This is a genomic window from Microbulbifer mixtoriginis (SeqCode) (genome assembly GCF_052466695.1).
The window spans coordinates 1,708,470-1,734,472 of record NZ_CP174285.1; the positions used below are offsets into that span (position 1 = coordinate 1,708,470).

29 protein-coding genes are annotated in these 26,003 nt (G+C 44.3%); 7 read left to right on the forward strand and 22 right to left on the reverse strand.

Features of this window, described 5'->3' with window-relative positions; translation table 11 throughout:
• Positions 1-392: 392 nt before the first annotated feature.
• The 5 genes from ACJJI0_RS07375 (at position 393) to ACJJI0_RS07395 (ending at position 7,254) form a co-directional block, all read left to right on the forward strand.
• Positions 393-2,270 carry an acyl-CoA synthetase gene (locus tag ACJJI0_RS07375; RefSeq protein WP_444885342.1) on the forward strand — a complete coding sequence of 626 codons (1,878 nt, stop codon included), beginning with the start codon at positions 393-395 and terminating at the stop codon, positions 2,268-2,270.
• 56 nt (positions 2,271-2,326) lie between these two features.
• Positions 2,327-3,529: a 3-oxoadipyl-CoA thiolase gene (locus ACJJI0_RS07380; RefSeq protein WP_444885343.1), complete on the forward strand. Its 1,203-nt coding sequence runs from the start codon at positions 2,327-2,329 to the stop codon at positions 3,527-3,529.
• Positions 3,530-3,589: 60 nt separating this feature from the next.
• Positions 3,590-5,692, forward strand: coding sequence for a 3-hydroxyacyl-CoA dehydrogenase NAD-binding domain-containing protein (locus tag ACJJI0_RS07385; RefSeq protein ID WP_444885344.1), 2,103 nt, complete (start codon positions 3,590-3,592; stop codon positions 5,690-5,692).
• 128 nt (positions 5,693-5,820) lie between these two features.
• The gene (locus ACJJI0_RS07390; RefSeq protein ID WP_444885345.1) at positions 5,821-6,771 is read left to right on the forward strand and encodes a DMT family transporter; all 951 of its coding nucleotides are present in this window, start codon (positions 5,821-5,823) and stop codon (positions 6,769-6,771) included.
• A 21-nt stretch (positions 6,772-6,792) separates the two neighbouring features.
• Entirely contained in the window at positions 6,793-7,254 is a 462-nt protein-coding gene (locus tag ACJJI0_RS07395; protein WP_444885346.1) for a PaaI family thioesterase, read from the forward strand.
• A 103-nt stretch (positions 7,255-7,357) separates the two neighbouring features.
• On the opposite strand, the gene rho is transcribed toward ACJJI0_RS07395, so the two are convergent.
• The 4 genes from rho to ACJJI0_RS07415 form a co-directional block, all read right to left on the reverse strand.
• Entirely contained in the window at positions 7,358-8,296 is a 939-nt protein-coding gene (rho, locus tag ACJJI0_RS07400) for a transcription termination factor Rho (RefSeq protein ID WP_444885347.1), read from the reverse strand.
• Between the two features lie 145 nt (positions 8,297-8,441).
• Complete coding sequence (locus tag ACJJI0_RS07405) at positions 8,442-9,326, reverse strand: alpha/beta fold hydrolase (RefSeq protein WP_444885348.1); 885 nt, start codon at positions 9,324-9,326, stop codon at positions 8,442-8,444.
• A 116-nt stretch (positions 9,327-9,442) separates the two neighbouring features.
• On the reverse strand, positions 9,443-9,640 hold the full coding sequence (locus ACJJI0_RS07410) for a hypothetical protein (RefSeq protein WP_444885349.1): 198 nt from the start codon (positions 9,638-9,640) through the stop codon (positions 9,443-9,445).
• Between the two features lie 261 nt (positions 9,641-9,901).
• Positions 9,902-10,789 (reverse strand): LysR family transcriptional regulator, encoded by an 888-nt coding sequence (locus ACJJI0_RS07415; protein WP_444885350.1) that lies wholly within the window; start codon positions 10,787-10,789, stop codon positions 9,902-9,904.
• Between the two features lie 126 nt (positions 10,790-10,915).
• Here ACJJI0_RS07415 and ACJJI0_RS07420 point away from each other — a divergent pair, with 126 nt between their 5' ends.
• On the forward strand, positions 10,916-11,524 hold the full coding sequence (locus ACJJI0_RS07420) for a short chain dehydrogenase (protein WP_444885351.1): 609 nt from the start codon (positions 10,916-10,918) through the stop codon (positions 11,522-11,524).
• Between the two features lie 752 nt (positions 11,525-12,276).
• On the opposite strand, the gene ACJJI0_RS07425 is transcribed toward ACJJI0_RS07420, so the two are convergent.
• The 11 genes from ACJJI0_RS07425 to ACJJI0_RS07475 all read right to left on the reverse strand — a co-directional run bounded on the left by ACJJI0_RS07425 (position 12,277) and on the right by ACJJI0_RS07475 (position 20,363).
• Positions 12,277-13,452, reverse strand: coding sequence for a glycosyltransferase family 4 protein (locus ACJJI0_RS07425; RefSeq protein WP_444885352.1), 1,176 nt, complete (start codon positions 13,450-13,452; stop codon positions 12,277-12,279).
• Positions 13,453-13,733: 281 nt separating this feature from the next.
• Positions 13,734-14,711 carry a DMT family transporter gene (locus tag ACJJI0_RS07430; protein WP_444885353.1) on the reverse strand — a complete coding sequence of 326 codons (978 nt, stop codon included), beginning with the start codon at positions 14,709-14,711 and terminating at the stop codon, positions 13,734-13,736.
• A 605-nt stretch (positions 14,712-15,316) separates the two neighbouring features.
• The gene (locus ACJJI0_RS07435) at positions 15,317-15,541 is read right to left on the reverse strand and encodes a hypothetical protein (protein ID WP_444885354.1); all 225 of its coding nucleotides are present in this window, start codon (positions 15,539-15,541) and stop codon (positions 15,317-15,319) included.
• The gene (locus ACJJI0_RS07440) at positions 15,541-15,777 is read right to left on the reverse strand and encodes a hypothetical protein (RefSeq protein ID WP_444885355.1); all 237 of its coding nucleotides are present in this window, start codon (positions 15,775-15,777) and stop codon (positions 15,541-15,543) included. The genes ACJJI0_RS07435 and ACJJI0_RS07440 overlap by 1 nt, the downstream gene beginning before the upstream one ends.
• A gap of 88 nt (positions 15,778-15,865) precedes the next feature.
• A complete protein-coding gene (locus ACJJI0_RS07445) occupies positions 15,866-16,435 on the reverse strand; it encodes a DUF4279 domain-containing protein (protein WP_444885356.1) in 570 nt (189 codons plus the stop codon).
• Entirely contained in the window at positions 16,395-17,033 is a 639-nt protein-coding gene (locus tag ACJJI0_RS07450; protein WP_444885357.1) for a LysE family translocator, read from the reverse strand. Before ACJJI0_RS07450 ends, ACJJI0_RS07445 begins: the two co-directional genes overlap by 41 nt.
• 102 nt (positions 17,034-17,135) lie before the next feature.
• Positions 17,136-17,552, reverse strand: coding sequence for a hypothetical protein (locus tag ACJJI0_RS07455; protein ID WP_444885358.1), 417 nt, complete (start codon positions 17,550-17,552; stop codon positions 17,136-17,138).
• Positions 17,553-17,697: 145 nt separating this feature from the next.
• A complete protein-coding gene (locus ACJJI0_RS07460) occupies positions 17,698-18,087 on the reverse strand; it encodes a hypothetical protein (protein ID WP_444885359.1) in 390 nt (129 codons plus the stop codon).
• A gap of 95 nt (positions 18,088-18,182) precedes the next feature.
• Positions 18,183-18,476, reverse strand: coding sequence for a hypothetical protein (locus ACJJI0_RS07465; RefSeq protein WP_444885360.1), 294 nt, complete (start codon positions 18,474-18,476; stop codon positions 18,183-18,185).
• A 267-nt stretch (positions 18,477-18,743) separates the two neighbouring features.
• The gene (locus ACJJI0_RS07470) at positions 18,744-18,956 is read right to left on the reverse strand and encodes a hypothetical protein (RefSeq protein ID WP_444885361.1); all 213 of its coding nucleotides are present in this window, start codon (positions 18,954-18,956) and stop codon (positions 18,744-18,746) included.
• A 42-nt stretch (positions 18,957-18,998) separates the two neighbouring features.
• On the reverse strand, positions 18,999-20,363 hold the full coding sequence (locus ACJJI0_RS07475; protein ID WP_444884124.1) for an IS4 family transposase: 1,365 nt from the start codon (positions 20,361-20,363) through the stop codon (positions 18,999-19,001).
• Positions 20,364-21,402: 1,039 nt separating this feature from the next.
• On the opposite strand from ACJJI0_RS07475, the gene ACJJI0_RS07480 reads away from it, so the two are divergent.
• Positions 21,403-22,344 carry an IS110 family RNA-guided transposase gene (locus ACJJI0_RS07480; protein WP_444885362.1) on the forward strand — a complete coding sequence of 314 codons (942 nt, stop codon included), beginning with the start codon at positions 21,403-21,405 and terminating at the stop codon, positions 22,342-22,344.
• Positions 22,345-22,372: 28 nt separating this feature from the next.
• Here the strand turns inward: ACJJI0_RS07480 and ACJJI0_RS07485 are convergent, their stop codons facing one another.
• From ACJJI0_RS07485 to ACJJI0_RS07515, 7 genes are all read right to left on the reverse strand, one after another.
• Positions 22,373-22,750: a hypothetical protein gene (locus ACJJI0_RS07485; protein WP_444885363.1), complete on the reverse strand. Its 378-nt coding sequence runs from the start codon at positions 22,748-22,750 to the stop codon at positions 22,373-22,375.
• 79 nt (positions 22,751-22,829) lie between these two features.
• Positions 22,830-23,144: a hypothetical protein gene (locus ACJJI0_RS07490; protein ID WP_444885364.1), complete on the reverse strand. Its 315-nt coding sequence runs from the start codon at positions 23,142-23,144 to the stop codon at positions 22,830-22,832.
• A gap of 163 nt (positions 23,145-23,307) precedes the next feature.
• Positions 23,308-23,661 carry a hypothetical protein gene (locus ACJJI0_RS07495; protein WP_444885365.1) on the reverse strand — a complete coding sequence of 118 codons (354 nt, stop codon included), beginning with the start codon at positions 23,659-23,661 and terminating at the stop codon, positions 23,308-23,310.
• 93 nt (positions 23,662-23,754) lie between these two features.
• Entirely contained in the window at positions 23,755-24,090 is a 336-nt protein-coding gene (locus ACJJI0_RS07500; RefSeq protein WP_444885366.1) for a hypothetical protein, read from the reverse strand.
• A 195-nt stretch (positions 24,091-24,285) separates the two neighbouring features.
• Positions 24,286-24,603 (reverse strand): hypothetical protein, encoded by a 318-nt coding sequence (locus ACJJI0_RS07505; protein WP_444885367.1) that lies wholly within the window; start codon positions 24,601-24,603, stop codon positions 24,286-24,288.
• 115 nt (positions 24,604-24,718) lie between these two features.
• On the reverse strand, positions 24,719-25,597 hold the full coding sequence (locus tag ACJJI0_RS07510; RefSeq protein WP_444885917.1) for an IS3 family transposase: 879 nt from the start codon (positions 25,595-25,597) through the stop codon (positions 24,719-24,721).
• Positions 25,558-25,887 (reverse strand): transposase, encoded by a 330-nt coding sequence (locus ACJJI0_RS07515; RefSeq protein ID WP_444884643.1) that lies wholly within the window; start codon positions 25,885-25,887, stop codon positions 25,558-25,560. The genes ACJJI0_RS07510 and ACJJI0_RS07515 overlap by 40 nt, the downstream gene beginning before the upstream one ends.
• Positions 25,888-26,003: the final 116 nt, after the last annotated feature.

Sequence of the window (26,003 nt, forward strand, 5' to 3'; positions counted from 1 at the left end):
TGCACAATCAACATGTACTAAATTCGGAAGTTCCCTTATACAAGCGGAATAAATTCACTTTCGATCTGGCTCGGCGAGCTCCACTCTTTGTCTTAATTAAACCTATCTACAAACAATTTCAGGATGATATTGATATCTGAGCATCGCTTTTTTGACTTTTTCCGACTCACGCAAGTAGGTCCTCAATTATCGAGCCAACTCTATTGACGCAACTTTCTACTTAGTGGCGTTTATATATAGCTGATGTAAATATTTATCCGCCAATTCCCACCAATTAGCTTTTAAATAACCACTCGACGCACAAAACATTACCATTGAATTCCGCAGAGTGGAATGCTCTTTTCACTTTTGATATTGTCATCAACATAATAACCATAGTGAGAGAAGCCCCCATGTCTATCACGTCCACTTCCACTGGCAGTCCCATGCTGCAATCTCTTGCAGAAATCCAGGAATATGAAAAAGTACCTTTGTTACAACGTTATCCCTGGGAAAACACCTACGATTTAATTCGGCAGGCCGCCCGTCTTTACCAACAAGATGCAGCCATCGAATTTCTTCCCACCGCTGTACCAGATGAAGAAAGTGTGACTGTGAGCTACTCGCAGCTATCCGAAAAAGTTCACCAAACCGCCAATCTACTCCATTCTCTCGGTATTAATTCGACAGATACCGTTTCATTGCTATTACCCAACCTTCCTGAAACGCATTTTGCACTCTGGGGTGGACAAGCCGCGGGAATCGCCAGCCCTATCAATCCGTTGCTGGAACCGGAGCATATCGCCGAGATCATGAATGCCACCAAAGCTAAGGTATTAGTCAGCCTTGGGCAGGATCTCAGTGAGGAGATTTGGGAAAAGGTTGCGCAGGTCATTAAGCAGGTTCCAACCTTGAAGGCACTGCTGCTAATCAGTAAAAAACCGGTTAGCACCCTATCCATACCTTCCGGCATTAAGGTAGAGAATTTTGTATTGGCTATTGCCCAACAGCCAAATGACCATTTAATTAGTGGGAGAACTATTCAAGGCGATGAAATTGCCAGTTACTTCCACACCGGAGGGACAACCGGGCGGCCTAAAATTGCACGCCTGACCCACAGCAATATTGCGTTTGTCGCACAGCTGAGTGTGGACACGACATCGAGTAAGGGGCGATTTGCTACCCTCAGTGGCCTTCCTCTGTTTCACATTTTCGGCACTGTGGTCGCCGGCATTGGCACTCTGCTCGCCGGCCGCACGATTGTTATAATGACCCCCTCAGGTTTTCGCTCCCCCAATGTGCTCCCCAACTGGTGGCATCACGTCGCCCGCTTCCGTGTACAGGGCTTTGGCGCCGTGCCCACTATTCTCGGCATCTTGATGCAAATCCCTGTGGGCGACAATGACATCAGCTGCCTGACAGATGTTGGCTGTGGGGCCTCGCCTTTACCCGCAGCGCTTAAGAGTGCGTTTGAGGAAAAATTCAATGTGACGGTAAGTAACGGCTATGGCATGACAGAGTCCAGCTGCCTGCTGGCCCGCCCCCCAACAGATATGCAAGCACCCGAGGGCAGCGTCGGCCGCCGCCTCCCTTATATGGAAATGAAAATTGCCGAACTGGATGGAAACCGGCTAGTGAGAACCTGTAACACCGGTGAAGTCGGTATTGTACTTGCACGGGGGCCACATATTTTTTCAGGCTATCTCTCCGAAGAGGATAACGCCAAGGCTTGGGTTGACCACAGTTGGTTTAATACTGGCGATATGGGATATGTCGATGGCGATGGCAATCTTTATTTGACCGGGCGAGCCAAGGATTTAATCATTCGTGGCGGCCACAATATAGATCCAGCCTTGATTGAAGAGCCACTAAGCCGTCACCCCGCCGTGGCTATGGCTGTTGCCGTTGGCCAGCCCGATGCCTATGCCGGTGAGGTTCCGGTGGCCTACGTCACTCTATACCCGTCCGAAAATCCACCCACAGAAGAGCAGCTTATCGACTACTGCCGCACCCAGATTTCTGAACGTGCAGCGATACCCAAGCGGGTAGAGATTATTGATGAAATTCCCCTAACCGCAGTAGCCAAGGTATTCAAACCCGCATTGCGCAATCGCGCTACCGAATATGTTATTGGCCAGGCACTTCAGGAAAAAAATATATCTGCAGAGTTTTCTGCCCGTTTTGATAGTGCCCTGGGCCAGGTTGCAAAAGTTCGTCTGGAAAAACCTTCAGCTAAAACGGTAGCAGAGGAGGCATTGGAAAACATTCCGGTAGCGCTGGAGTTTGATTAAGCGCGGACATTTACTACTGCTCACAAAACAATAATCAGTCACTGGGAAAACTGACAATGCCACAAGCTTATATCTATGATGGCGGCCGAAGTGCTTTTGGTCGCCATGGAGGTAGCCTTTCCAGTATCAGGCCAGACAATATGCTCGCGCATGTCATTAAAGCACTGGTTGAACGTAATAATTTCGATCACAAGCAATTTGAGGATGTGATTGCCGGAAATACCAATCAGGCCGGTGAGGACAGTCGTAATATCGCTCGCTTTGCCGGGCTAATTGCAGGTCTGCCGATCTCCACCGGTGGTATTACGGTAAACCGCCTATGTGGTTCAGGCTTATCTGCCGTTGCCGATGCAGCACGTTGCATCAGGGCCTCGGAAGGTGATTTGTTCATTGCCGGTGGTGTTGAATCCATGAGCCGTGCCCCCTTGGTCCTCTCCAAAGCAAGCAGCCCTTTCGATCGCACCCAGCAACTGGCGGATACCACTTTGGGTCCGCGCTTCACCAATCCCGATATTGTTGCAGAATTTGGCAGCCATACCATACCGCAAACTGCAGACAATATCGCCGTAGACCTCAATATTCAGCGGGAAGAGTGCGATATCTTTGCACTAGCTTCACAAGCAAAATATGAAAGCGCGCGTATTGATGGCTTTTTTATTGATGAAATTATCCCTATCGAGGTGCCACAGGGCAGAAAGCAACCACCCCGCCTTATCGATACTGATGAACATCCCCGCCCCGATACCAGCCTGGAGCGCCTGCAAACACTACGCCCATTGTTTGAAGACGGCGTAGTGACTGCCGGAAATGCTTCCGGAATCAACGATGGTGCCGCAGCACTCATTATTGGCAGCCAGGAAGCCGGCCAGGCCGTAGATCTCAAGCCCCGCGCACGTATTCTCGCCAGTGCTATTGCGGGAGTGGAGCCAAGAGTAATGGGTTTAGGCCCGGTCCCGGCTACCCGTAAGGCATTGGCTCGTGCAGGCTTGAGCCTGGGAGATATGGATGTCATGGAGTTTAACGAGGCATTTGCTGTACAGGCCATGGGCTGCCTGAAATTGCTCGAGATTGATTACGAGGACTCCAGGGTTAACCCCAATGGTGGTGCAATTGCAGTTGGGCATCCGCTCGGCGCCAGCGGAGCCCGCATTCTACTCACAGCATTACGCCAGCTGGAGCGTAGCGGCGGGCGCTACGGGTTAGCCACCATGTGTATTGGTATTGGCCAGGGAATCGCAGTGATAATAGAGCGTATATAAAAACCGGCGAGACCCTCTAGGAGAAACCATCTAATAGTCATTTAAGATCTGGAGATAACAATGTCTACCGTAAATTATGAACTTATTGGCGATATTGGTGTTATTCGACTTAACAACCCCCCTGTCAACGCGCTTTCCCACGGGCTGCGCGAAGGCATTTGGGGAGCGATCAAGAGTGCCCAGGAAGATGCCTCTCAGGCACTGGTTTTGATATGTGAAGGCCGCACTTTTATTGCTGGTGCAGACATCACAGAATTTAGTAAGCCTCCACAGGCACCTGCCTTATCTGAAGTGATTACCGAAATCGAAAACTCTCGTAAACCGGTGATTGCAGCTATTCACGGTACCGCATTGGGCGGGGGCTTTGAGGTGGCACTGGCTTGTCACTATCGCTGTGCCCTGGCATCTGCCAAAGTCGGCCTGCCTGAAGTTAAATTGGGGTTATTGCCTGGGGCCGGTGGTACTCAACGCACTCCACGTCTGGCCGGCGTTGCGGCTGCATTAGAAATGATCACCAAAGGTGCCCCAATCCCGGCCGCGAAAGCCAAAAGCATGAAGCTGATCGATCACGTGGTTGATGATGATCTATTCGAAGGGGCCCTCGCCTTTGCTCGCGAACTAATTGACCAGAAAGCCCCACCACGCAGAGTCCGGGACATCACAATAGATCCTGCCAGTATTCCAGAGGGCCTGTTCGAGGATTTCCGCCAGCGACTGGAAAAAAGAGCACCTGGTCAACTGGCCCCACAGAATATTGTCTCCTGTGTGGAGGCAGCAGTGAAGCTGCCATTCGATAAAGGGCTGGCTAAAGAGCTGGATCTATTCATCGAATGCCTACTCTCAAGTCAGTCCGCCGCCCTGAGGCATATGTTCTTTGCCGAGCGACGTGCGACAAAAGTTCAGGGTCTCTCCAAAGATACCCCTATCAGAGAAATAAACAGTATTGGCATTATTGGCGGCGGCACGATGGGGGGAGGTATCGCCATGAATTTTGCCAATGCCGGTATCCCAGTCAAACTGCTAGATATCGATCAAGCTGCCGTAGAACGTGGCCGAGCAGTAATCGACAAGAACTACAGTATCAGTATGAAAAAGGGGAAGATTACAGAGCCCCAAAAAACACACTGCCTCTCACTAATCCAGGGCACCACTGACTATTCCGACCTGGTAGAGGTAGACCTCGTTATCGAAGCTGTGTTTGAGAATGTAACGCTTAAAAAGGAAATTTTTTCCAAGCTGGACCAATACTGTAAACCCGGCACCATTCTCGCAACAAACACTTCCTACCAGAATATCGACCAGATCGCCGCTGCTACCAATCGGCCAGAAGATGTTATCGGCTTACACTTTTTCAGCCCCGCCAATGTTATGAAACTTCTAGAAGTCGTTCGTGGCTCAAAGAGCGCCGACGATGTTATTGCTACCGCAATGCGGTTGGCAAAAACTATCAAGAAAGTTCCCGTGCTGGCCGGAAACTGTTATGGGTTTATTGGCAACCGGATGCTGCGGCCCTATGCCCGTGAAGCGCAACTCTGTTTGATAGAAGGAGCCACCCCGGAGCAAATAGATACCGTAATGCAATCCTGGGGCATGGCCATGGGGCCCATAGCGGTTGGAGATTTGGCCGGTCTCGATATTGGCCACAAGGCCCGCGAGGGCCTGAGCGAAGCAGAAAAAGGCGACCCCAAAACCTACTGCATTGCGGATGCTTTAGTAGAGATGGGACGCCTGGGCCAAAAGAGTGGAGCCGGTTATTACCGCTATGACCCAGAAACTCGCGCTCGTACCAGTGACCCCGAAGTCGAAGCAATGATAGAGGCTCAAGCCAAAGCGTACGGGATAGAGCGGCGAGAAATCTCTGATAAAGAAATTCTTAATCGCCTTACTTTCTCTCTAATTAATGAGGGAGCCAGGATTCTGGAAGATGGAATAGCCCAACGTCCCAGTGATATTGATGTTGTGTATGTTTATGGCTATGGTTTCCCCCCCCATCGTGGCGGCCCCATGTTTTACGCAGATAGCATAGGCTTGAAAAAGATCTACGATACTATTTGCACATTCCGTGACCTACATGGCGAAGCCAACTGGACTCCTGCACCATTGCTCGTCCAACTGGCAAAAGAAGGTAAAACATTTACGGACTGGACAGACGATCAGCGATAGTATTCGCTTCTCAAGGGTAACCGGTAAAAGTACCGGTTACCCTTTTTGCCAAAGTTGAGAGATTTTTAGTTGGCAGCACAATGATAAGGCCTGATACGTTAATAGAATCGAAACTACGACCGAGCCAAATGCGTCTTAATGAGCTGCAGCTCGAACAGTCACCAGAACCGCCAGATCACCACAAAGCGATCCAAGCCAGGGTTAAGAGAAACAATTGGAAAGGCATAGGTTACGCACTGGCCACCGCTATGGTTGCCAGTACAGCCGCCGCAGCCAGTAAATGGATATCACCCGCGGTACCAGTACCTTTAATAGTTCTCAGCCAATACAGCATCTGCTTACTATTACTTATTCCCTGGCTGGTGCGCCAGTCACCCCAACAGCTCATAACACAACACTGGAAAACCCATTTACTGCGCGGCTTTGCAGGCTGGCTCTGCTTCTTTTCCTACTTTTATGCACTCAGCCGTATTTCATTGATGGAGGCAGGCTTACTGCGCAATGCCGCCCCTATTTTTGTTCCGCTTGTAGCCTGGCTTTGGGCGCGTGCACAGATTCCCGCCACAAGCTGGCTACCCATTGTGCTTGGGCTACTTGGTATCGCACTGATTCTTCAACCTGATATCCATGGTATCAGTAGTGGCCACGCCTTCGGCTTACTGTCAGGTATTACTCTAGCTGCCTCTATGGTGGGCACACGTATTCTGTCTCGCACTGATAAGCCGAGTCTTATTTTGTTTTACTATGTCCTTATCTCATTTATGTGCAGCCTTCCCCTGGGTATCTACTACTGGCAATCAATACCTAGCTGGACTATTCCCTACCTGGCTTTTAATGGGGTTTCTGTTTTATTAGCGATATGGCTCTATACCAAAGCTTATAGTTATGCAAAACCCAGTGTAGTTTCACCAATCAGCTATTTTGGAGTGGTTATTGCGGGCATTTTTGGCTGGCTGATATGGCAACATCTACCTAACACAATTGCGATGATAGGAATTTGTATAGTGGTCACAGCAGGCCTGCTCACAGTGTATTTCTCCACCCAGCAGGCTGCCCGAACGCACCCTGTTCCTAACTAATTTCCCAAAAGGTAAGTCGAAATGAGCTGGCAAAATAAAAAACAACCACCGTTTAATGATCATTTGGGTGTGAAAATTGATGAGTGGCAGGAAGGCCGTGTAGTGATCAGCGTAACCGTACTTCCTGAGCATTTGAATAGCCACGGAGTACCCCATGGGGGATTTATTACAACGTTAATTGATATTGCCGGTTCCTACTGTGGTCTCTACTGCCCATACCCAAATCGTCGGCGTAAGTCCCTCACGCTTTCATTAACAACCAATTTCACCGGTCTAGCCAAAACCAACCAGTTAACCGCCATAGGTAAGTTGACCAGCTCGGGGCATAAAATCTTTTATTCCTATACCGAAGTTTATGACAGTGTAGGAACCCTGCTTGCAACTGGCCAGATGACAATGCGCTACCAAACTGGTAGTGAAATACTAGAGGGAGAAGCTATTGAAGAGCATCCTGCAAAAACACACCACAGAATTAAAGTGTGAAGCCCTCAACTGACTAACAGCTGTCATAATAAGGTCTCGGGTTTTCAGTAACTAACCCCTAATATGTTAAGCGGCTAAATACTCCCCTTAAACTTAACCAAAATTAGTGGCCAAGTAACTCCGCATTAGTCGGGTACTTTTTAAGGAGTTCAATAAGTTTTTTAGTGCCGTCTACAGTCTTGAGGCTGGCAAGCGTTCTTCGTAAAGCTCTTATAGTTGCAATATCTTTCGAGTTGAGCAGGACTTCCTCACGGCGAGTACTGCTTTTAGCAATATCCAAGGCAGGGAAAATTCGCTGTCTCGCAACTTCCTTTGACAATACTACCTCCATATTTCCCGTACCCTTAAACTCCTCAAATATCACCTGGTCCATTCGGCTTCCGGTATCCACGAGTATCGTTGCCAGAATCGTAAGTGATCCACCATCTTCAATCTTTCTCGCAGCGCCAAACAGCTTTCTGGGTATCTCCATAGCCCTGGCATCTATCCCACCTGACATTGTACGTCCCCTACCACTCTGCTGCGCATTATGCACCCGTGATAGCCTTGTCAACGAGTCAACCACAATCATTACATCCTGGCCTTCACCGGCTTCCTTACAGGCCCTATCAAGGAGTTCATTAGCTGCCCGCACATGCTCTTTATAGCTATGATCAGAAGAGGAAGCATAAACTTCCGCCGGTACACTTCGCTTGAAGTCAGTAACCTCCTCTGGCCTTTCATCAATAAGCAAAGCGTACAGCTTTATTTCGGGGTAAGCCTTCCCCACTGCTTGGCAGATATGCTTGAGGATAGTTGTTTTGCCACAGCCCGGTGGGGCCACAATCAAGCCCCGTTGCCCCTTGCCAATTGGCGCAATCAAATCCATCGCCCGCACCGTAAGTTGCTGAGAACCTGACTCAAGGCGAATAGGTTCAGATGGATTAATAGCTACGCCATTTAAGAACCGCTTCTTTGTATCAGAAGTATCTTCTTGCTTTTTATCAACCTTTTTAGGTTCCGTATTTCTTTTTACCTTTAAGGATAATATTTTTCTAGACATAATATGCGCTTTACAAATCATTCCCCATTGGGGAGCACTTTAACTTTTGAAACAAAAATACAGAGAACCAGATTTTCCTGATCCTCTATGTTTATCGACACGAAACCACTCTAAATACAAGTTAAGTAAAGCAGGGGCTTATATATTATTTATCATTCTCCATGGCAGAAAGAAACTGATCGATCACCTGATTAAACTCTCTGGGTCTCTCCCAAAACATCATGTGTTTTCCCATATAAACAGCAGTGGCAGACGGTGTATTGGCCTTAATCCATTTATCCGCAACACTTTTAACTTCCTCTCTCACAACATACAATAGGGGCAATTTACCTTCCAATGCTACAAGATCATCACTATAGTCCAGGTAAAACCCGGTCGCGTTGGTAATTGAAGCGACACTACTAGAGGTCTGATTAGCAATCTGGGTAACCCAGGCAATATTTTCCTTTGAAGGGTTTTCAAGCATCCATTTCACAAATTCACTAATTACATTATCTCGATCTTCTATAATGCCCTCAGTAAATGAGCGTGAATAGCCGTCCGAATCATCATTTAGATACCAAACCCACTCATCACGGCTTGCTCCCGCTATATCTGGTCCAGTATCAATCATGATCATCGCTTTCAGTTTATCGGAACCAAACTGATTCAAATAGGCCAATTGCTCTGTTACGCCATATGACCAACCTGCCAAGATCACGTTGTCTATATCCAATGTCTCTATTAACTTAGCCAGGTCTCTAGCATGTTGTTGATAGGTGTGCCCCTCGACGGGCTTTGATGATTTGCCCTGCCCACGGGGATCATATGCCAGCGCACGGTACTTTTTAGAATCTTTAAAGTGGGCAAGTTGATGCTCAAAAACGTCTGCCGACATCATCCAGCCAGGAATAAAAATAATGGCAGTATCGCCACTCCCCGATTGTTCATAATAAATAGTGAGGTCTTTATCTATCTCGACTTCTTCTGCAGCCACATTAACCACAGATAAACCAATCCCAATAAAGACCATTCTTAAGAAGTTTCGCATTTTCAATACTCTTCCTCACTCCCAATCACGTTGTTAAATCGTCACCCCAATGAAAATTGGGGCATTAAAGCCTGGTAACTTTCTACCGTCAAATTAACTGACTTACTAAGCTGGCATCACTTCAAACTGGCTTGAATAATTAACAATTCCACCTCTTTCGATAAGTCATTAACTAATCCATGGGTTCCAGCTATTTTATTTAAAATTATACCTTCAGCGGAAGCTCGCATCTTCTCGCCCTCGATAGTCAAAGTGCCTTTAGCTTTAAAAATGATATACATCTCCTCAATATCACAATGGGCAAGCTCACCCACAGAGCTAAACCGCGGCATCACAACAGGAATAGCAAAATCTCATGCTCTATTAAAATCTCTGCATTTAAGGGCTTGATATATTTCTACGCCACCCTCTCCGACGTGCCTCTCCTATTCAACTTCTTATTGCACGAACAAAAATCAAAAGTCATTTATTTTTCTGATAAAATTGCGTTTCTAAAGATCTCATTTACTCAGCACCTCCTGAACCCCCTACACCCCTCTCGCACCTTTATGTACTTTAATATCAACTAAAGTATACTAGACGCTCTCTCTCAACAAGTTTACAACCCAATTATGTAAAGCATCATGATCTGAACGAGGGTGCCATGCGGCTATAACATCAAACTCTACAGGCTTGTTTTTCAGATTAAGAATGGCAAGGTTTGAATCACTTGCTACCCGATTAGGTAAAAAAGCAAGCATATCTGTTTTCTTGAGATATTGTGGAACCGTGGTAAAACATGGCGTAGACATAACAACATTTCTACGCAAACGGTGCCTTGCAAACCAACCATCAATAATTCCTGCCGCACCAGACTTAAGCGGAGATGCCATAAGATGCGGCTCGGAAGCTATTTCCTCCAAACCTAGCTTCTTCTTTACCAGAGGCGAACTCTTTGCCGTAACGCAGACATAGTAATCAGTAAATAACGTGATAGAGGAGTACAGCTCAGAATTTATATCCGAATCTGCAACGATTAAATCCACCTTGGCTTCACTCATTAACTCTTCCAGTCTGTCTGTAGCAATATCCCGTATTACCACTTTCAAGTTGGGAGCTAACGCTCTGAGTTTAGGCAATAAGCTGGGAAGCACCACTTGCTGGGAATAATCTGTCGCAGCGATGGTATAGGTTTGCGCTATTTTAGCTGGGTCAAAAACTGATGGCTCCAGCAATTTATCTAACCCTTGGAGGATCGTATCAACCTTTTCTCCTAAGTTTATTGCTGTCGGCGTTGGAATTAGTCCATTGCTTTTCCGGAGAAAAAGTTCATCACTAAAAATATCTCTCAATTTTTTTAAATGTTCACTGACAGCTTGCTGAGTAAGGCCGATCTGGCTTGCGACACGAGATACACTTCTTTCAGATATTAATGCCTGGAATATTCGGAGTTGCTTGACCTCCAATCGATTTATTTGGTTCACACTTGTATCTCTTACAAATAAATACTGTTTAACATTGTATCACAATAAAACTAGCATTCTCCTAGTAATTGAGCAGCATCGCATTGCAGCAAATAGCAAATTCTTCATATAAAACAGGTACTTAGAGTGAAAAATGTTATCCTCATTGGCGCACAAGGTAAAATGGGACAGGCCGCATTAACAGGGTTAAGCAGCCACAGGGTTATCACAGCAAGTCGCTCGGGCAAGGGATGTGACTATCAGGTTGATATTACTGATGAAGAGTCTATCAGACGACTGTTTGAGACAGTGGGTGACTTCGATGCTGTCGTAAACACCGTTGGTTTCTGTGAATACGCAGACTTTGTCGATATGACTGAGCAGCAATGGATGACAACGGTAATGAGCAAGATGATGGGGCAAATCAATCTTGTAAGAATAGGTCAAGAGTATATCGCCGATAAAGGATCCTTTACGCTAATATCCGGCATTCTAAACATAAAGCCGATCCCCATGGCAATTGCCGATGCAACAACCAGTGGAGCAATTGATACCTTTGTCAAATGCGTTGCTTATGAACTCCCCAGGGGGATTCGAATCAATGCGGTTAATCCGACGGTATTGGAAGAAGCCTGGGATGTCTACGGTGACATGATGCCAGGCTTTGAGCCCGTACCGGGGCACTTGGTCGGAAAAGCTTTTGAGCGTTCTGTAGATGGATTTATAACTGGCGAAGTAATCATCGTCGATGCCTAGCCTGGGGGGGTACCCCCCCTTCCCTGTGTGAAGGATTTAGATATAATCATAGAGCAGACTCCCTAAAATTTCTTTAGGTGTCCTTAGCGGATTGATAGAGTTTATGCTGCTACGAATCTTCTACTAGAAACTTATGGTAACTATAAAAGATATCATTCATTTTCAGATATCTCACATTAGCCTTAATATATTCCCACCTGTCTAGACTCAGGCATTGCTAATTGTTATACCGCCTTGATCCCCAAGAGATAACATCCAATTAATTACTTCCATACCGAAAAAAGACTTCCACCCAGATCTTAAGAAATCGACATACAAATCCCATAAGTCGTAAAGTATCTGCTCTGGGTAGGGAGGCAAAATCTTTCACCACTTTGGCATAGATACCTGCCATATCTCACTCACAGACGGCTGTCATAACCTCCCTATTTGCAACAGATATTCCATACGAAGGAGCTATTTTCAGCTCCTTTTTCTGTGCCCTGATCAAAGCTGCGAGATAAACCAAGATAGCAACTACTACAAATGTAGCTACAACCTCACCAATTGCTCTTAAGGTATTCCATAACATTCATATATTTAACCTCACGCATATCCCCAACCTAATTCATTGTCAGCTAATGGTGTATACATCAGAACATCAAAAAAGTAGTATTCTAATCGACATATACTTGGCAAAATACGACACAGTATTCTATCAACCAGAATAGGCCAATTTAAAAATTGGCCGAGAAACCATTACTAGAATTAAATCAAACATCAAGCGAGATTAAATCTTTCTTTGATTGACTAAGGTGAGGGATAACTTTTTTGTGTAGCGTCACAACTTCACGATACTGGTTTAGCAAAAAATTATCCCAATATTTTTGATTATAAAAGCTTAAAATTTGTTTTCTACCAAATCTACCGAGCGCTGCAAGCCTCTCATCATCATTGATAATGGTATTAATATCCTGAAATAACCTGCCAGAAATATAATCTTTTTCACCAACACCACCAAAATTTGAATAGGCCCCCCTGTACCAGTTTTCCTCATCTATAATGCCAATATAACCCTTAGAACCGATAGCAATTACTGGCTTATTACTTCCCATACAGTCTAGAGCACTCCTTCCGGGAGCTATAACTAAGTCTGCCGACTGATAAAGGGTGTTTAACTTATCTTCCGACTGCCATCCTAAAAAGGTTATACATTGACGATCAAGATTTTTGTTCAAAGTATTTGCGGCAGATATCAACTCATCTCTCTCCGAGCCATCACCAGCTACTATCCATTGCCAAGAATCCAACCCCTTCTTACCTTGATCCTTCCAGGCATCTATAACGCATTTAATTATAAATTTTTTATCCGGCCCCATTCGACACGTAAAAACAATTATTCGATCATCCTTCCTGATTGGGCTAGAAATCAAATCCCTTAAAAGGCCTACCTTATCCTCTTTACTGATATGGTCACAATAAAAAATATCGGTATTCACTGCATTTGGATATACCAATATTTTATGAAGATTTTCGACTCGCTTTTTTACAAGATGATCCCTTACACCAAGGCTAACGCAGTAAATACGACTAAAATCCTCACAATCATCTTCCAAAGAATCGGTATACTTACCGTGAATTGTTAGAACTATGGGAATATCTAATATTTTAGCAATACGCTGCCCGATCTCCCTAGAAGCAAAGGGATGTGTATGTATAAGATCGAAATCATAATTCTCAGCAATTCGATCGGCCGATGCAAAAGGACTTCTAAAATCGTCTTCAATAACTTCTATGCCATTACTGCGACATTGTTGAGCGAAAGGGCCAGGTTTGCACAATATAGTACAGCGCCACCCTTCATTGACAATTGCTCTTGCTTGAGCATATACATGAGAATGAAGTCCACCCAGTGGCGCCATAAAGTAGACAGGGATAAGGATATGCACTACCACCCTCCAAATATAATTAAGATTAACCTTTCAACACATACCCATTCATTATTTGAAATTTTAAATAGAACACTTTATAGCCTCACAATCAAGCAAAACTTGATATATGAAGATACATTGATTTCAGCCTCCTCTAATGCTGAAAAAAGTAAAACTATACCTTAAGCAAATAATTTTTAGATCAATTTCAAGTCAGTAAAATTAAAAATGAATTTTAGGATACACAATAAACATTGCTTACGACATATAAAACAGCACCAATCTTTTAATAAAAAATGTCAATCTATTATCTTTGGCGTAGTTCGTGCACTATGAAATCTCTTTTTAAATCCAACCAAATAAATTTTACTAATTTTCCGTCCAGCATCTGAAGCATATATCCCCGCACTCAACACAATAGTTGCACCAATCAGTGTGAGCTCATCTGGCAGCTCGTCAAATAAAATAAAGCCTATTACAATAGCCCAAAACAACGAAGTATAGCTAAAAGGCTGTAAAGTTGAAGCCTGAGCATAGGTAAGAGCTTTAATCAACAAATAATGACCCATTGCACCAAGCAGCCCATTAAGTATTAATAGTTGCCAGCCAATCGACGTCGGCTCTACCCAGTTAAAGGGAGCAAGTCCACCAAATACAATGAGACCTATAAGGGCCGTATAAAAGACTGTTGTAGCGGAACTATCAAATTGGCTGACGCGGCGAGAAAGGACTTGATAGGATGCCCATAAAATAGCTCCACTGATCGGCATGACAACATACCAGCTCATAACACCCAATCCAGGGCGAATGATAATCAAAGCACCTATAAAGCCAATAACAACGGCAATCCAGCTTCTTCGGTCTACCTTCTCCCCAAGAAACAATCCAGCCATTAGTATGGCGAACAATGGGGCCATTGCAGCGATAGCATGGACATCAGCTAATGGCATCATGCTAAAGGCAAGTATAAATACCGTAACCTCAACCACAAGTAAAAGCGACCTTAAAACTTGAGTACCCCAAATATTACTTCGAACTTGCTTAAGATCACCTTTGAGTGAAGCTATGAGCATTACAACAATAAAAAAAATTGCAAATCGAACAGCCATAATTTGCACAATAGGATAGGTTTGAACAAGTAGTTTACCGGTTGCATCCATACCAGCTATACAGAGCATAGCTGCAATACTGAGAAGTATTCCTCGACTGCTTTTTACCTTCAATTTTCTATATCCATCAATAAAAATTAATACCCAAAAGAAAACACTTTCATCCAACACCCTCCCATACAATTTCAACCTTTTAAAACTACACCAAGAAAGTCACGAACAAAATGTATTAAAAATTATATCTAGCGATCACCAACTTAAAACATCAACAGATCACCTAGCAAGCTTAGGGAGAGCTATTTTAATGTAGATACCACCTTTACTCAGGTTATACGAAATTTTTCATATTACCTCAAATTTTGAACCCAAGTAAACCATATCCTAGCTCTCAGCATTTTATTAGTTTTGTCGAACTTTTAAACAGTAAAAGAGGCAATTTTACCAAGGCCAAACTCTTTGGTTTTTCACTTGAGAAATTACTGAACTGGCGCATCACAAAATTCAACCCCCTTATTTTCGTGCAAATGGGACACTTTGCTTTTACTACACTCTTGATAAAACAGCCTAACACATACTCTTTGAAAAGCGACGTCTGCCCTAGAATACTGAGATGGACCGTTTTAAATTAAATGCCTCCACCTGAGACACTTAGCTCAACCTAGATCGTAAGCATTTTTTCTTTATGTGTAGACATAAGGCGACACAATCACACTTGATTTTGCAATGTTAAACAATCCTTGAGTATCAACTCTTTTTTCATGTTATTTTAAAACTCAAAATGTTCTTCCGAGAGCTGTATACCAGTTTTTACCTGCAAGCATTTCGCCTGCCTCTATTAAATACCGGATATCTTTAGTATCAATATATTTCTGACATAAACCTCCAATCTCACTATTTTTCAATTCATCTGGAAGTTTTCCCCAATCTCTTAGGTCATTATGTACTAGGGAGTAAAAAGCAAATGTGATCGCTCTCCAATCTTCTTTATTGGATTTCATCAGGTAAAGATTCTTTTCCATGGGTAAGTTTTATACATAACGCTCGCAGCACAAGAAAAAACGAAGGCATAAAAACTGCAAACGGCATCATCGCGCCCCACCTTCTTCCTTCCTTCCTTCATGTTCTTGTTCACCTCCAAGCTATAGAAAAAAGCAATGGACCCAACTGCCAACGCGGTGATACCAGATATTAAAAATAAGATGTAGCTGACTAAGGCTATTCCTTCTGTACTCATGATCACCTATCGCCTGCTGGACAGGCGGGAAAGCTGCACAGCGATTTGGAAGTCCAAGATACGAAGTGGCCAGTTGTGCTTGCGTTTGTTATACATTTTCATCATCCGGGCCATACATATCAAAATCTACTTCAACTCCACGCTGCCCCAACGCAAGCAGCGCTTCAGAGCTTATACTTATACCCGCCATCGAACGCTCCATGAAGAGACCACAAAATAAATCTAACCTATATTTCTCTGAGAGTTTTTTCCAAACTTCTAAATCATGAGTCAGCTTATTTAGAATTTCGAATATTTGAGAATCTAAATCACCTGGCACTTTTTCATTAGCTTCAATACGCCACATTCCAGACCTTGCTATGCGTGGTTTTCCACTACGCATCCACGAAAATGGCTCACCTTTAATCATCTTCGCTGTAGGCTCACCGCCTAATAACTCACTGATTTCTTCAGGTAATAATTCATCTCCGATAACCCTCAAGCTTGCTTTAGTTTTTGATAGAGTCGCCATGATTTTATGTATATCTAACACCCCAAGATGGGGCAATAACAAGTGGGCCATAATACAGAGCGGAGTGACGGGAGCCCACGTATAATTTTCCCGCTTACTTGGTTTGTTAGCTGCTCTTCGCCAAGGCCAATTTAGTGCCAAATCCAATAAATACAACACCCGTAATAGAGTTTAACCAAGTTTTGAATTTAGGGTGGCTGGTAGTATTTTTTACCTTGGTTAAAGTGAAGACCATAGCCGAAAACCATACAACATTAACCAGTGAGTGTGCAGTAACAAGAGAGTATGCACTGAAAGCACTGCCATCTACGGGAATAAATTGCGGAAAAGCAGCGAGATAGAAGATTGATACTTTAGGGTTAAGAGTATTAGTTAAAAAGCCTTCAAAAAAAGCCCCTTTTATAGATGTTGGCTTTATTTGCAATACTGCCTCTAAGTTATTTTCAGCTATGCTTTTACTTATAGCATTTCTAAGCGATTTTAACCCCAACCAAATTAAATATGTTGCGCCCAGCATTTTAAAAACAAGAAAGGTGTTTGCAGATTGCACCAAGAGAATAGATATGCCAAATATGGACAGCGTACCATGTACATAGAAAGCAGCCACGAACCCCGCGATATTGGCTAGACCAGCTCGGTGCCCTGACAAAGGAACCGTTTTCGTTATGAGGAATCCATTAGGCCCAGGAGAAATCACGAGCAATGTTGCCACAGCAATAAACGTAAAAATATTGTTCCAATCCATTTCAATTCTCCGAGAAAAAGTAAATGCTAAATAGCAGCTAACGCCCAAAGCAGCAACGCGCTTTAGCGCGTCCAGACCGGAGGGCGATGCTGCCTTTGCCTGTTAAGCGCTTTGCCATTGTTCAACTATCTGATTGTATTTTTCGTCTGCTTTACCCTCTGTATCATCGCACGAAAAGTAGACAATACTAAGAGCGCAATACTCACCCGTATGATTCTTTATTTTTTCCATTAGCTCTATAGCACGCTCAACGGGTAGTTCTTCGTTGGCTAGAAGTGCTGACGCAGCCTCTTTCACCTGAGGCAGAAGTTCATGAGAGAATCCTTTGCTCCAATGGTTAAAAAGTGTCTCTTTAGTCACCTTATTGACTTCACTAGGCGAACGAACTATTTCGTGAAGAACCATAAACGTGGCATTTGCTGATATGGTTCTTCCTTGTAAGATCAGCTCAATAGCTTTCTCTTTGTCATTGTATGGAAAGCTAAAGTCAATTGATTCTATAAATTCTTGTTCAGTCATAATTGACGCTTAACGCCCAAAGCAGGGGCGGCTTACCTTATACACTTTTTGTGTGAAAATGGGAGCGAAACGACCACGTAAAACATGCATGAGATAAGACGTCCCGCGGAGGCCCGAAGAGCCGTAGCCTAGCTGCCTGTAATTGTTATGCTGGGTTAGAACCACTGTACACCGCCTTTTTTCCGCAATTACCTTTCGGGTCCTGAGAGAGAGTTGAGAGCGTTACTGCTTCAGAATATTCCTGGCTGTACGTTACTGTTGAAATTAAGCCGTTTTTATGAGGCTTGTACTCTAGATTGGTCCGAATAAGGTGCCTTCCTGTATCCAAGGAATACGAAAACGATACCCATTTAAGTGGCCAGCCTTCGACTTCATATGGAAAAGTAGCTACTAACTTGACCAATGGACCCCCACTTTGAGGCACTTCCTTAAACTTTACAGAGTTACTTTCAAATGAGCGCAAGTATGACGTGATAACTCCTGAAGATAAAGTACCTAAAATACCAACAAGGATTAATAAAAAAATTCTCTTCATTCTCAACTCAAGCGTAGCGTCCAAATAACCAGCAACCAGTGGCGAAGCCACGCTTTTGAATGGCTGACACCGTAAGCGCAAAGTTCACTTTCTTATTATTTATGATTACGTTTTGCAAGGATTTTTGACCAAATAAATTGAAGTAAGCTACGAATAGCGATGACTATGATAAATATTAATACTGACAGCCCCAGTGCAACGTTATCACTTACAATACCAGCATCATAGATAGGATCACTTTCACGCTCGATCTGTATAAAGAACATAATCCATAAGAAAAACCATGCAGCCAAGCAATAGGCTAGTAATTTCTTTCCCCATGGAATTACTAATGGTGCAAAGACCACTACTACGAATATGCCTAGAATCAAATATGCCATGAAGTCCATTTACACATAACGCCTCAAACAGCGGCAGATTTACAGCATCAAAGCTACGGAAAACTGCCCAGTCCTCGCAGTGGGCGGTGCTGCTCTAATTTATTATGCGCTAACTGCATACATTAGCCAAATACTCTCCAGCTGAGAGTCTGTTTTGTTACCAACATCTAAGATTGCAAAACTAAGTTCACCTTTGCTGCTTGAGTTAAGATATTATACGCGCTCACCAACAGTGATAAATATTGTGCCCTGCTTCATTTCTAGCTTTGCGTTATTTCAGCTTTCTTGGACATCAATTCTAGATTGCTTCCAGCCTGTTTCTCCAGATTCTAGAGCCTGGTTAAGCTCTAAAATTAAGCCGACACTCAGTAGTGGATGAACTTCCTTCATTTCAAATGTAATCTCTTCAGATTTCCATAGCATTTCAGCTTTCACAGAAAGTGGGAGAAGCAAAAGTAATAGTGCTGCAATTGTATTCATCATTTTCATAATTCTCTTGGTACCTAACGCCGCCGCTGTGCTTTATACACATCATTCAAGTCCATTTAAAGCCTCCGCTGCCTCCATATAATGGAGAAGCTTTGTGTACCCCTGCCAAACGGTTTTAACTCCAGGCTCACCATCGCCGCTCCGCCCCAGAAAGCCTCCAAGTCCTGCCAACATACGAGTTATATCTCTCATACTTGGAGCTTCATTGGGTGGGGAGGTTTTAGCTTGCATTATCCATATCATACGCCACTCTTTTTCAGAGTAGAATTTCGTACACGACGTATCAGGAAGCGTTCGTGCCCGTGTTGTCATGAAGTGTAGACGCCACCCAATAATCATATAGATTGCAATACAGTTCAACATTCGCTGCTCGGTTCTAAAGCGATTACTTTCTATCTGGCATCCGCCTTTCAGCACTCGAAAATAGGTTTCAATTTCCCATCGACTTCGATACCACTCAATAATGATCCTCGCTTGCTTAAAGTCCTCAACTGCAAGATCGGTCAGCAGCATCCATTCAATACCTTTTCCCCCTTCTGGTGGGCTTAATTCCTTAGCAAAGACTGCGTAGAGAGAAAGAGGTCGTTTTGATTTTCCTTTTCCCTGCAATCTTACTTCTGCAATGGATACACTGACCTTAGCTTCCCTTTCTGGCTGTCCATTCCTTTTGGGGATACCTACTGAGTATTTCCCGATGGACTTCTGCTTGGTCATATAGTCCCAAAGTAAAGTCGTATCTTCTCCTTCGATCTCTAAACTACGATTAGCCTTGGCTCGAACAATATAGCTTGCACGCCGCTGTTCATTTTGATCTTCAGCTAATTGAAACCACTCATGAATATCCCCCTCTCTATCCGCGATGCTCACAATCGTGGTTTCAGGGCAGCGCTCTTGTATCTCACAAGCTGATTCATAATGGTCTAGCCAGCGTCGACTCTCTTTATCTTGTATCGACTTGGTATAGCGAGAATTAGCACTAGATTCTTTATCTCGCTGCCACATGCTACCCTCAATAATGCCCAGATTATCTCTGGATGGTGTTATAGCGATAGAGGTATGTAGGAGCTGCTGATTAGTCTCTTTGCGTCGGAGTGTTCCCATTTCTTTGCTTTCTAAATCGGTAGCAAAATTTAGGAAAGTGGTATCCTGAGGGATAAGAACAACTGGTTGAACCTTGATTCTTTCAAGAGTGGCTGATTTATGGCCACTCATAATGGAGTCAAAGCTGACTTTATCATTTTCGATAAATCGATAGGCTGCAAAGGTTTCTGCCCAAGACTTGTTTGCACAGGGAATGCTACCCTTTGGGTCGGAACTTAAATTACTGAGAATATTGGACAAGCGCTTATTCAATCGTGTATCACCCATAACCTGATTTTTCACTTCGTCCCTGACCCAGTCCTGCATAATTATCTAGCCAAATTTGTAGCCCCTATAACGTACAAACTGTAACTCATTGATTTTTATAATAAAACTGAAAAAACTTGTGTATAAAACTTAGCGCCGCCGGCAGGGGCAGCTTACCTTGTGCACTTTTTGGTACTAAGCCAAACCATAGCACTATAAATAGGCTGATTGCCGTTTTTACGAATTGTAAACTTGATCATCCCTGACATGGCGGACACCAAAATTACTATGTATTCCATGGGTTCATATAACACTTAACGCCAATGTAATTTGCCGAGTGAAGCAACGCGTAACGAAGTCAAATTGACATTTTTGTTATGCAACATTGCCATGAACCTGGCTGGAGCTTGGTTTAAGCGCGGGCCAAATATAGTAGAAGAACGCAATAATAAGAAATAGACCAACCCACGGTAATAGCGATATAGCACCACTTAGATTTAGGGTTTGACCACCGTAAACCGTATATACGAGTACGCCGTTGGTCACCATTAATGCACCCCATAGGTATGCAGACCATTTTCTCAGAAATAGAAGACCAATACCTACAGTGACAAACCCGCAATACCTGAAGACAGTTGCTCCAATGCTAATAACTTGTTCACGTACTTCTGGAACTAGTAAGCCTAATAGATTTACTGCCCCGAGTAGTATGTATAGTGAGCCTGCAACTCTGGCTAAAACCGTTCTAGTTTTCATGGTGATTTATTCAAACTTACCTTTTTGCATAACGCCTGCAGAAGCGGCCGAAATGTAGCAGCGAAGCTGCGGAATGTAGGTCCAGCCCAAGCTTGCTTGGGCGTTGCTTGCTGCACTTGTATGGTTGTTCTTGTCCGATTCTGATGTTGAAAATCCTTTTCGCTAACGGGTAAATTGAGACCCACCTTCGGCGGCCACCGAAGGCCTTGTTTGTCACAGTTCGTTGCTGCGCCGGTTCATAAAGACCGTTAACAAGTATGAACGTGACAGACACTCACTAGGCATAACTCGAATAGTCATGTGGGCCTCGAGCCCGAATAGCAAGGCGGAGATAGCTTATCTTATGGAACCTCAAGAGATCAATGTCGGTATCGATACCAGCAGTAAACAACTCGATATTTATGTGAGATCTAATGGCCAATTCTTTAGTGTTACCAATGATAAAAATGGTATTAAGGATGCCATTAAACAACTACAACCTCTTAAACCTGAAAGAGTATTGATCGAGTCCACAGGAAGGCTAGAATTAGAATTTGTCTGTGCTGCTCATAAAGCGGGACTGCCGATAGTTGTTTGCAATCCTTCACAAGTAAGAAACTTTGCAAAGTCAGCGGGGCGGCTCGCAAAAACAGGTAAGCTGGATGCAATTGATATCGCACATTTTGGTGAAGCAATGAAGCCAAGATTGTCATCGATCAAACCAGAAAAACTAAGAAATATCAGTGATTTGCTGACGGTCAGGAACCAGTGCTTAGAAATGAGCACAATGCAAAAGAATCGCCTCAAGAGAATGCCTAAGTCTGTTCACAAGCCCATTCAGGCTATCTTAAAGGCCATCAAAAAAGAGCTAGAAGGAGTCGATAAGCAACTTGATAAACTTGTTAACAGCGTTGCCGAGTGGCGACAAAAACGAGATCTCTTATTAAGCGCTAAAGGAGTCGGCAATGTACTGGCTTACACGCTAATGGGCGAACTTCCTGAGCTGGGCAAGCTGAACCGCAAAGAGATTGCGGCACTTGTGGGTATCGCCCCGATGAATCGTGATAGCGGCAGCTTCCAGGGTAAGCGCTATATTCGAGGTGGACGACATCGTGTACGCACGGTTTTGTTTGTTTCTATGATGTCGGCAATACAATGCCACCCTAAATTAAAGCCAATGTATGAGCGCCTGGTCGCTGCTGGTAAACCAAAGAAAGTAGCCCTTATCGCATGTATGAGGAAGCAACTTACCATTCTAAATACGATGGTAAAAAACAACACTTACTGGGATGAGAAAATGGCTTAAATACTTGACAAAGGACCATAGTCACTTGTTAAATGCCACGCTCTACTACCTTGTTACTGACTATGAGTTCTTGTGCCTTTTTGAGCGCCTTTACTACTTTTACGCGCTTGGTTTCCTCGCGAAGATAAAGGGGGAGACGCTCATTCCACCGCTGAACCTCCCAGTGGTCTGCGGCGCCTATTTCTTCTCTTGTGCTACCAGGGTACTTTGTTTCGTAGTATGCCAGACACTCTGAAAGCTGGGCGACATTAAGAAATTGAAAAGTGAAGCCACATGCTTCAACGAAATACACCCAATTATCTCGGATGTTGTCGTAATCCGATCTAGGTTCGAAGCCCGGTGCTTCGCAGCCATACATGGCAGTACCATGATGCCCGTTAATATATTTTTCCTTCCAGATTGCCATAGCATTTAACGCCCCAATAATCGGCAGCCGAAGTGTAGCGTAGGCTGTCCGGTGGAAGCCCGAAGGGCTGAAGCGAAGTTCATTGGCTGGTTATGAGTGCACTGACCAGCAGCAACATCACAAATATTACAATACATAAAATAGATGCCTTATATTTTTTAGCCACGCTAGAACGTAACCGCAGAATTTCATCAGAGAAATTTTCTTGGCCAAACTTCGCCTTACTGAAAATGAAGATCCAATAGTAGTACGAACCATTTAATGCTGAAAAATATTTCCCATACACTTTCGGCCGCTCTTTTTTTATCAAAGTAATAAGTGCTTTACCAGAAGCTGTTGCCCAGAAGAAAAGTGCCACGCCCAACAGAAAAAACAATAATGCAATGATTAACATCGACCCACTCAATACTCATAACGCCCGCAACAAGGGCGGTCAATGCTAGGCACATTTTTTTCGAAACTGGGAGCGCAGCGACCCGCACAAAATGTGCATAGTGTTGGACGTCCCGCGGAGGTCCGAAGGACCGGAGCGTCCTGCTTGCGTTTGTTATACATAATTAGCTAACAGCTCCGGGAAGAAACTCAACAGCACAGCCGCCTCTCTCAAGAATATAGCCATCCAAATAGTAACCGACACCAGACTCTTCAAAGTAATAGACCTTGTCTCCGAACTCTATTTTTTCCTTGAATTCTTTAAGCGATTCATTTTCTCCGCCAACTGCTAGACCTAACTTTTTCTGTCTTTTTATCATATCCTCTTCAATCTCTGAAGCTAATATAGGGCCTATAATTTTTACTCCATCTTTTGCATATAAGTCTTCTAGCGATGGTTCAATTTCATTACATGCGCATGCTAGGTTGGTAGCCATAGCAAAAAAAGTAAGCGCTATCGATCTGACAAGAATCTTCATGATGTATAACGCCGCAAACATGGGCCGAAATGTAGCAGCGAAGCTGCGGAATGTAGGTCCAGCCAGCTATGCTTGCGAACGTGCTTTGCTTTGTTAGGCACCAGGGAATGACTCGCTAGCTGCCGACAGGAGCACTGCCCAGAGCTTGCTACGCAGATCGTCTAATGGCAGTGATTGTGAATAAACCACGAAGATTTCTCGATCTGCGTGCTCAGCACCGGATACGCCATCAATTGCGGAAAACCTTTCTTCTAGTCCATCAAATGACTCAGAGCCAAGATAATATTCAAGACCTTCATAAACAGAAAGGATGTAGACACCTTCTTCTCCTGCACCCTGCAAATTAAAGTGCAAGCTTTCTATAGAGGGTGGGTGATCGATTTCAGATCGGACGTCCAGATCTGCGCCCTCGGGTATTGACTCTGCCATAACTGTACTCGACACAAAAACCAATATTAAGATTAATACTTCTTTCATGCTTTATTCTGACTAACGCCCACGGCAGGGGCGGCTTACCTTATGTGCGGTTTGCGCGAAAATGGGAGCGCAGCGACCCGCGAAAAACGTGCATAAGGTAAGCCGTCCCGCGGAGGCCCGGAGGGCCAGCTTCACTGCCCGTGATTGTTATGTACACTTGGCACCCAGCTCGATCGGATGCTCCTTCAACCACTGTGCGTCATTTGCTTTGGTTGTGAAGTTCCACTGCGTTTCATGAGTAATACTACTATCTATGAGCAATTTCAGTGAGGCTACCCTTCTGCACTTAACACGATAGTAGCTGAGCACGTGAACGACATTGTCCAGATGTTCTCTGTTTAGAAGTTCTGGAGCGGCCCTGATTCCAATGCCGTTCTCATACACCAGTGGCTGATATTGACTCATTTCATCAGCAATAGCTGTTACCGAAATTGCTAGAAGTAGTGACAGTGCTAAGAATTTCATTTCAGTACATAACGTCTTACTAAACGGCAGCCGGAACATAGTGTAGGCTGTCCGGTGGAGGGCGCGATTTGTGCGCCCGGAAGGGACTTAACCCGCTTTTGCACACACCTAGTTGTTAGCATTTGATTTTATACTCAAATTCTTGAGGTGAAACATACCCAATTGACGAGTGCGATCTCTGATTGTTGTAGTAGCGCATATATTCAGTCACTGTCGTTCTTAGTTGTTGTGCAGAATCGAATACCTGGCGCTTAATACGCTCCGTTTTAAATTGGTGAAAGAATGACTCAATGAATGCATTGTCATTCATATTCTTCACGCGATTCATACTCTGACAGATCCCATATCGACGCAATCGCTCGCGATATTGGCCCGATAAGTACTCGCTGCCACGGTCAGAGTGAAAAATCAGCTCCGGATGATGTCCACGGTTTCGTACCGCCCTATCGATACTAGCCAGTGTCAAAGAGACATCCCTTCTATCACTCAGGGACCAAGAGACAACCCTCCTGCTGAAGCGATCCATGACTACTGACAAGTACTGCCAGCTGCCATCTCGGAGCTTTATATAAGTAACATCACCCACCCACAGCTGGTTCGGGCGAGTTAGCTTGATTCCCTCTATCTTACATGTGATCCCGTAAACATGTCTGTAAGTACCCGGCCTCGCCGTGTAGAGCCTCGATTTTACAGCCCTAAGACCATGATTTCGCATGATCCTTGCCACCCGTTTTTGACCAACTTTTATACCCCTCTTTTTCAGCTCCTGGGTGATCTTGGGACTACCATAGCAGCCATCATGTCGGTTGAAAATTGATCTTATATGTGCAAACAGCTCACTATCTTCTTGTCGACGTTCACACACGCCACGGCGGCGCCAAGAATTGTATCCATCACGGGTGACGTCATAGATCCGGCACATCATTGCGATACTGTGCTTCTCCCGGTTTTGATCTATGAACTCGAAGATTTCCCTTTTTGTTGTAAAGAGAATCGGATGGCTTTTTTTAAAAGGGCGTGCTCTTCCTGAAGCAGATTATGCTCCCGCTCCAGTTTCCTGAGACGCTTCAGCTCGGACTTTACCTCAGGATCTATGTTGATGCTTTTCTTCTTTGCCATGATCTGCCCCCGTCGCATTTCCATGCGCCAACGATAAAGCATCACTTCATGGATATCGAGAGCATCAGCCACGTGTTTTGCTAGTACACCGGGGATATCGGTTAGCGAAACCGCTGTTGCTTTAAAATCGTCATCGTAACGATTGTAGTGCTTTCTTCGTGCCATAAGACACCTCCTTACCAGTTAGGTGGAGGTGTGTGCAAAAGCGGGTTAGGTTCCGAGTGTAGTTAAGCGTTTTGTTATGTGCTTTTGGCATTTTTCCTGTTCAGAACCCTGTAGAG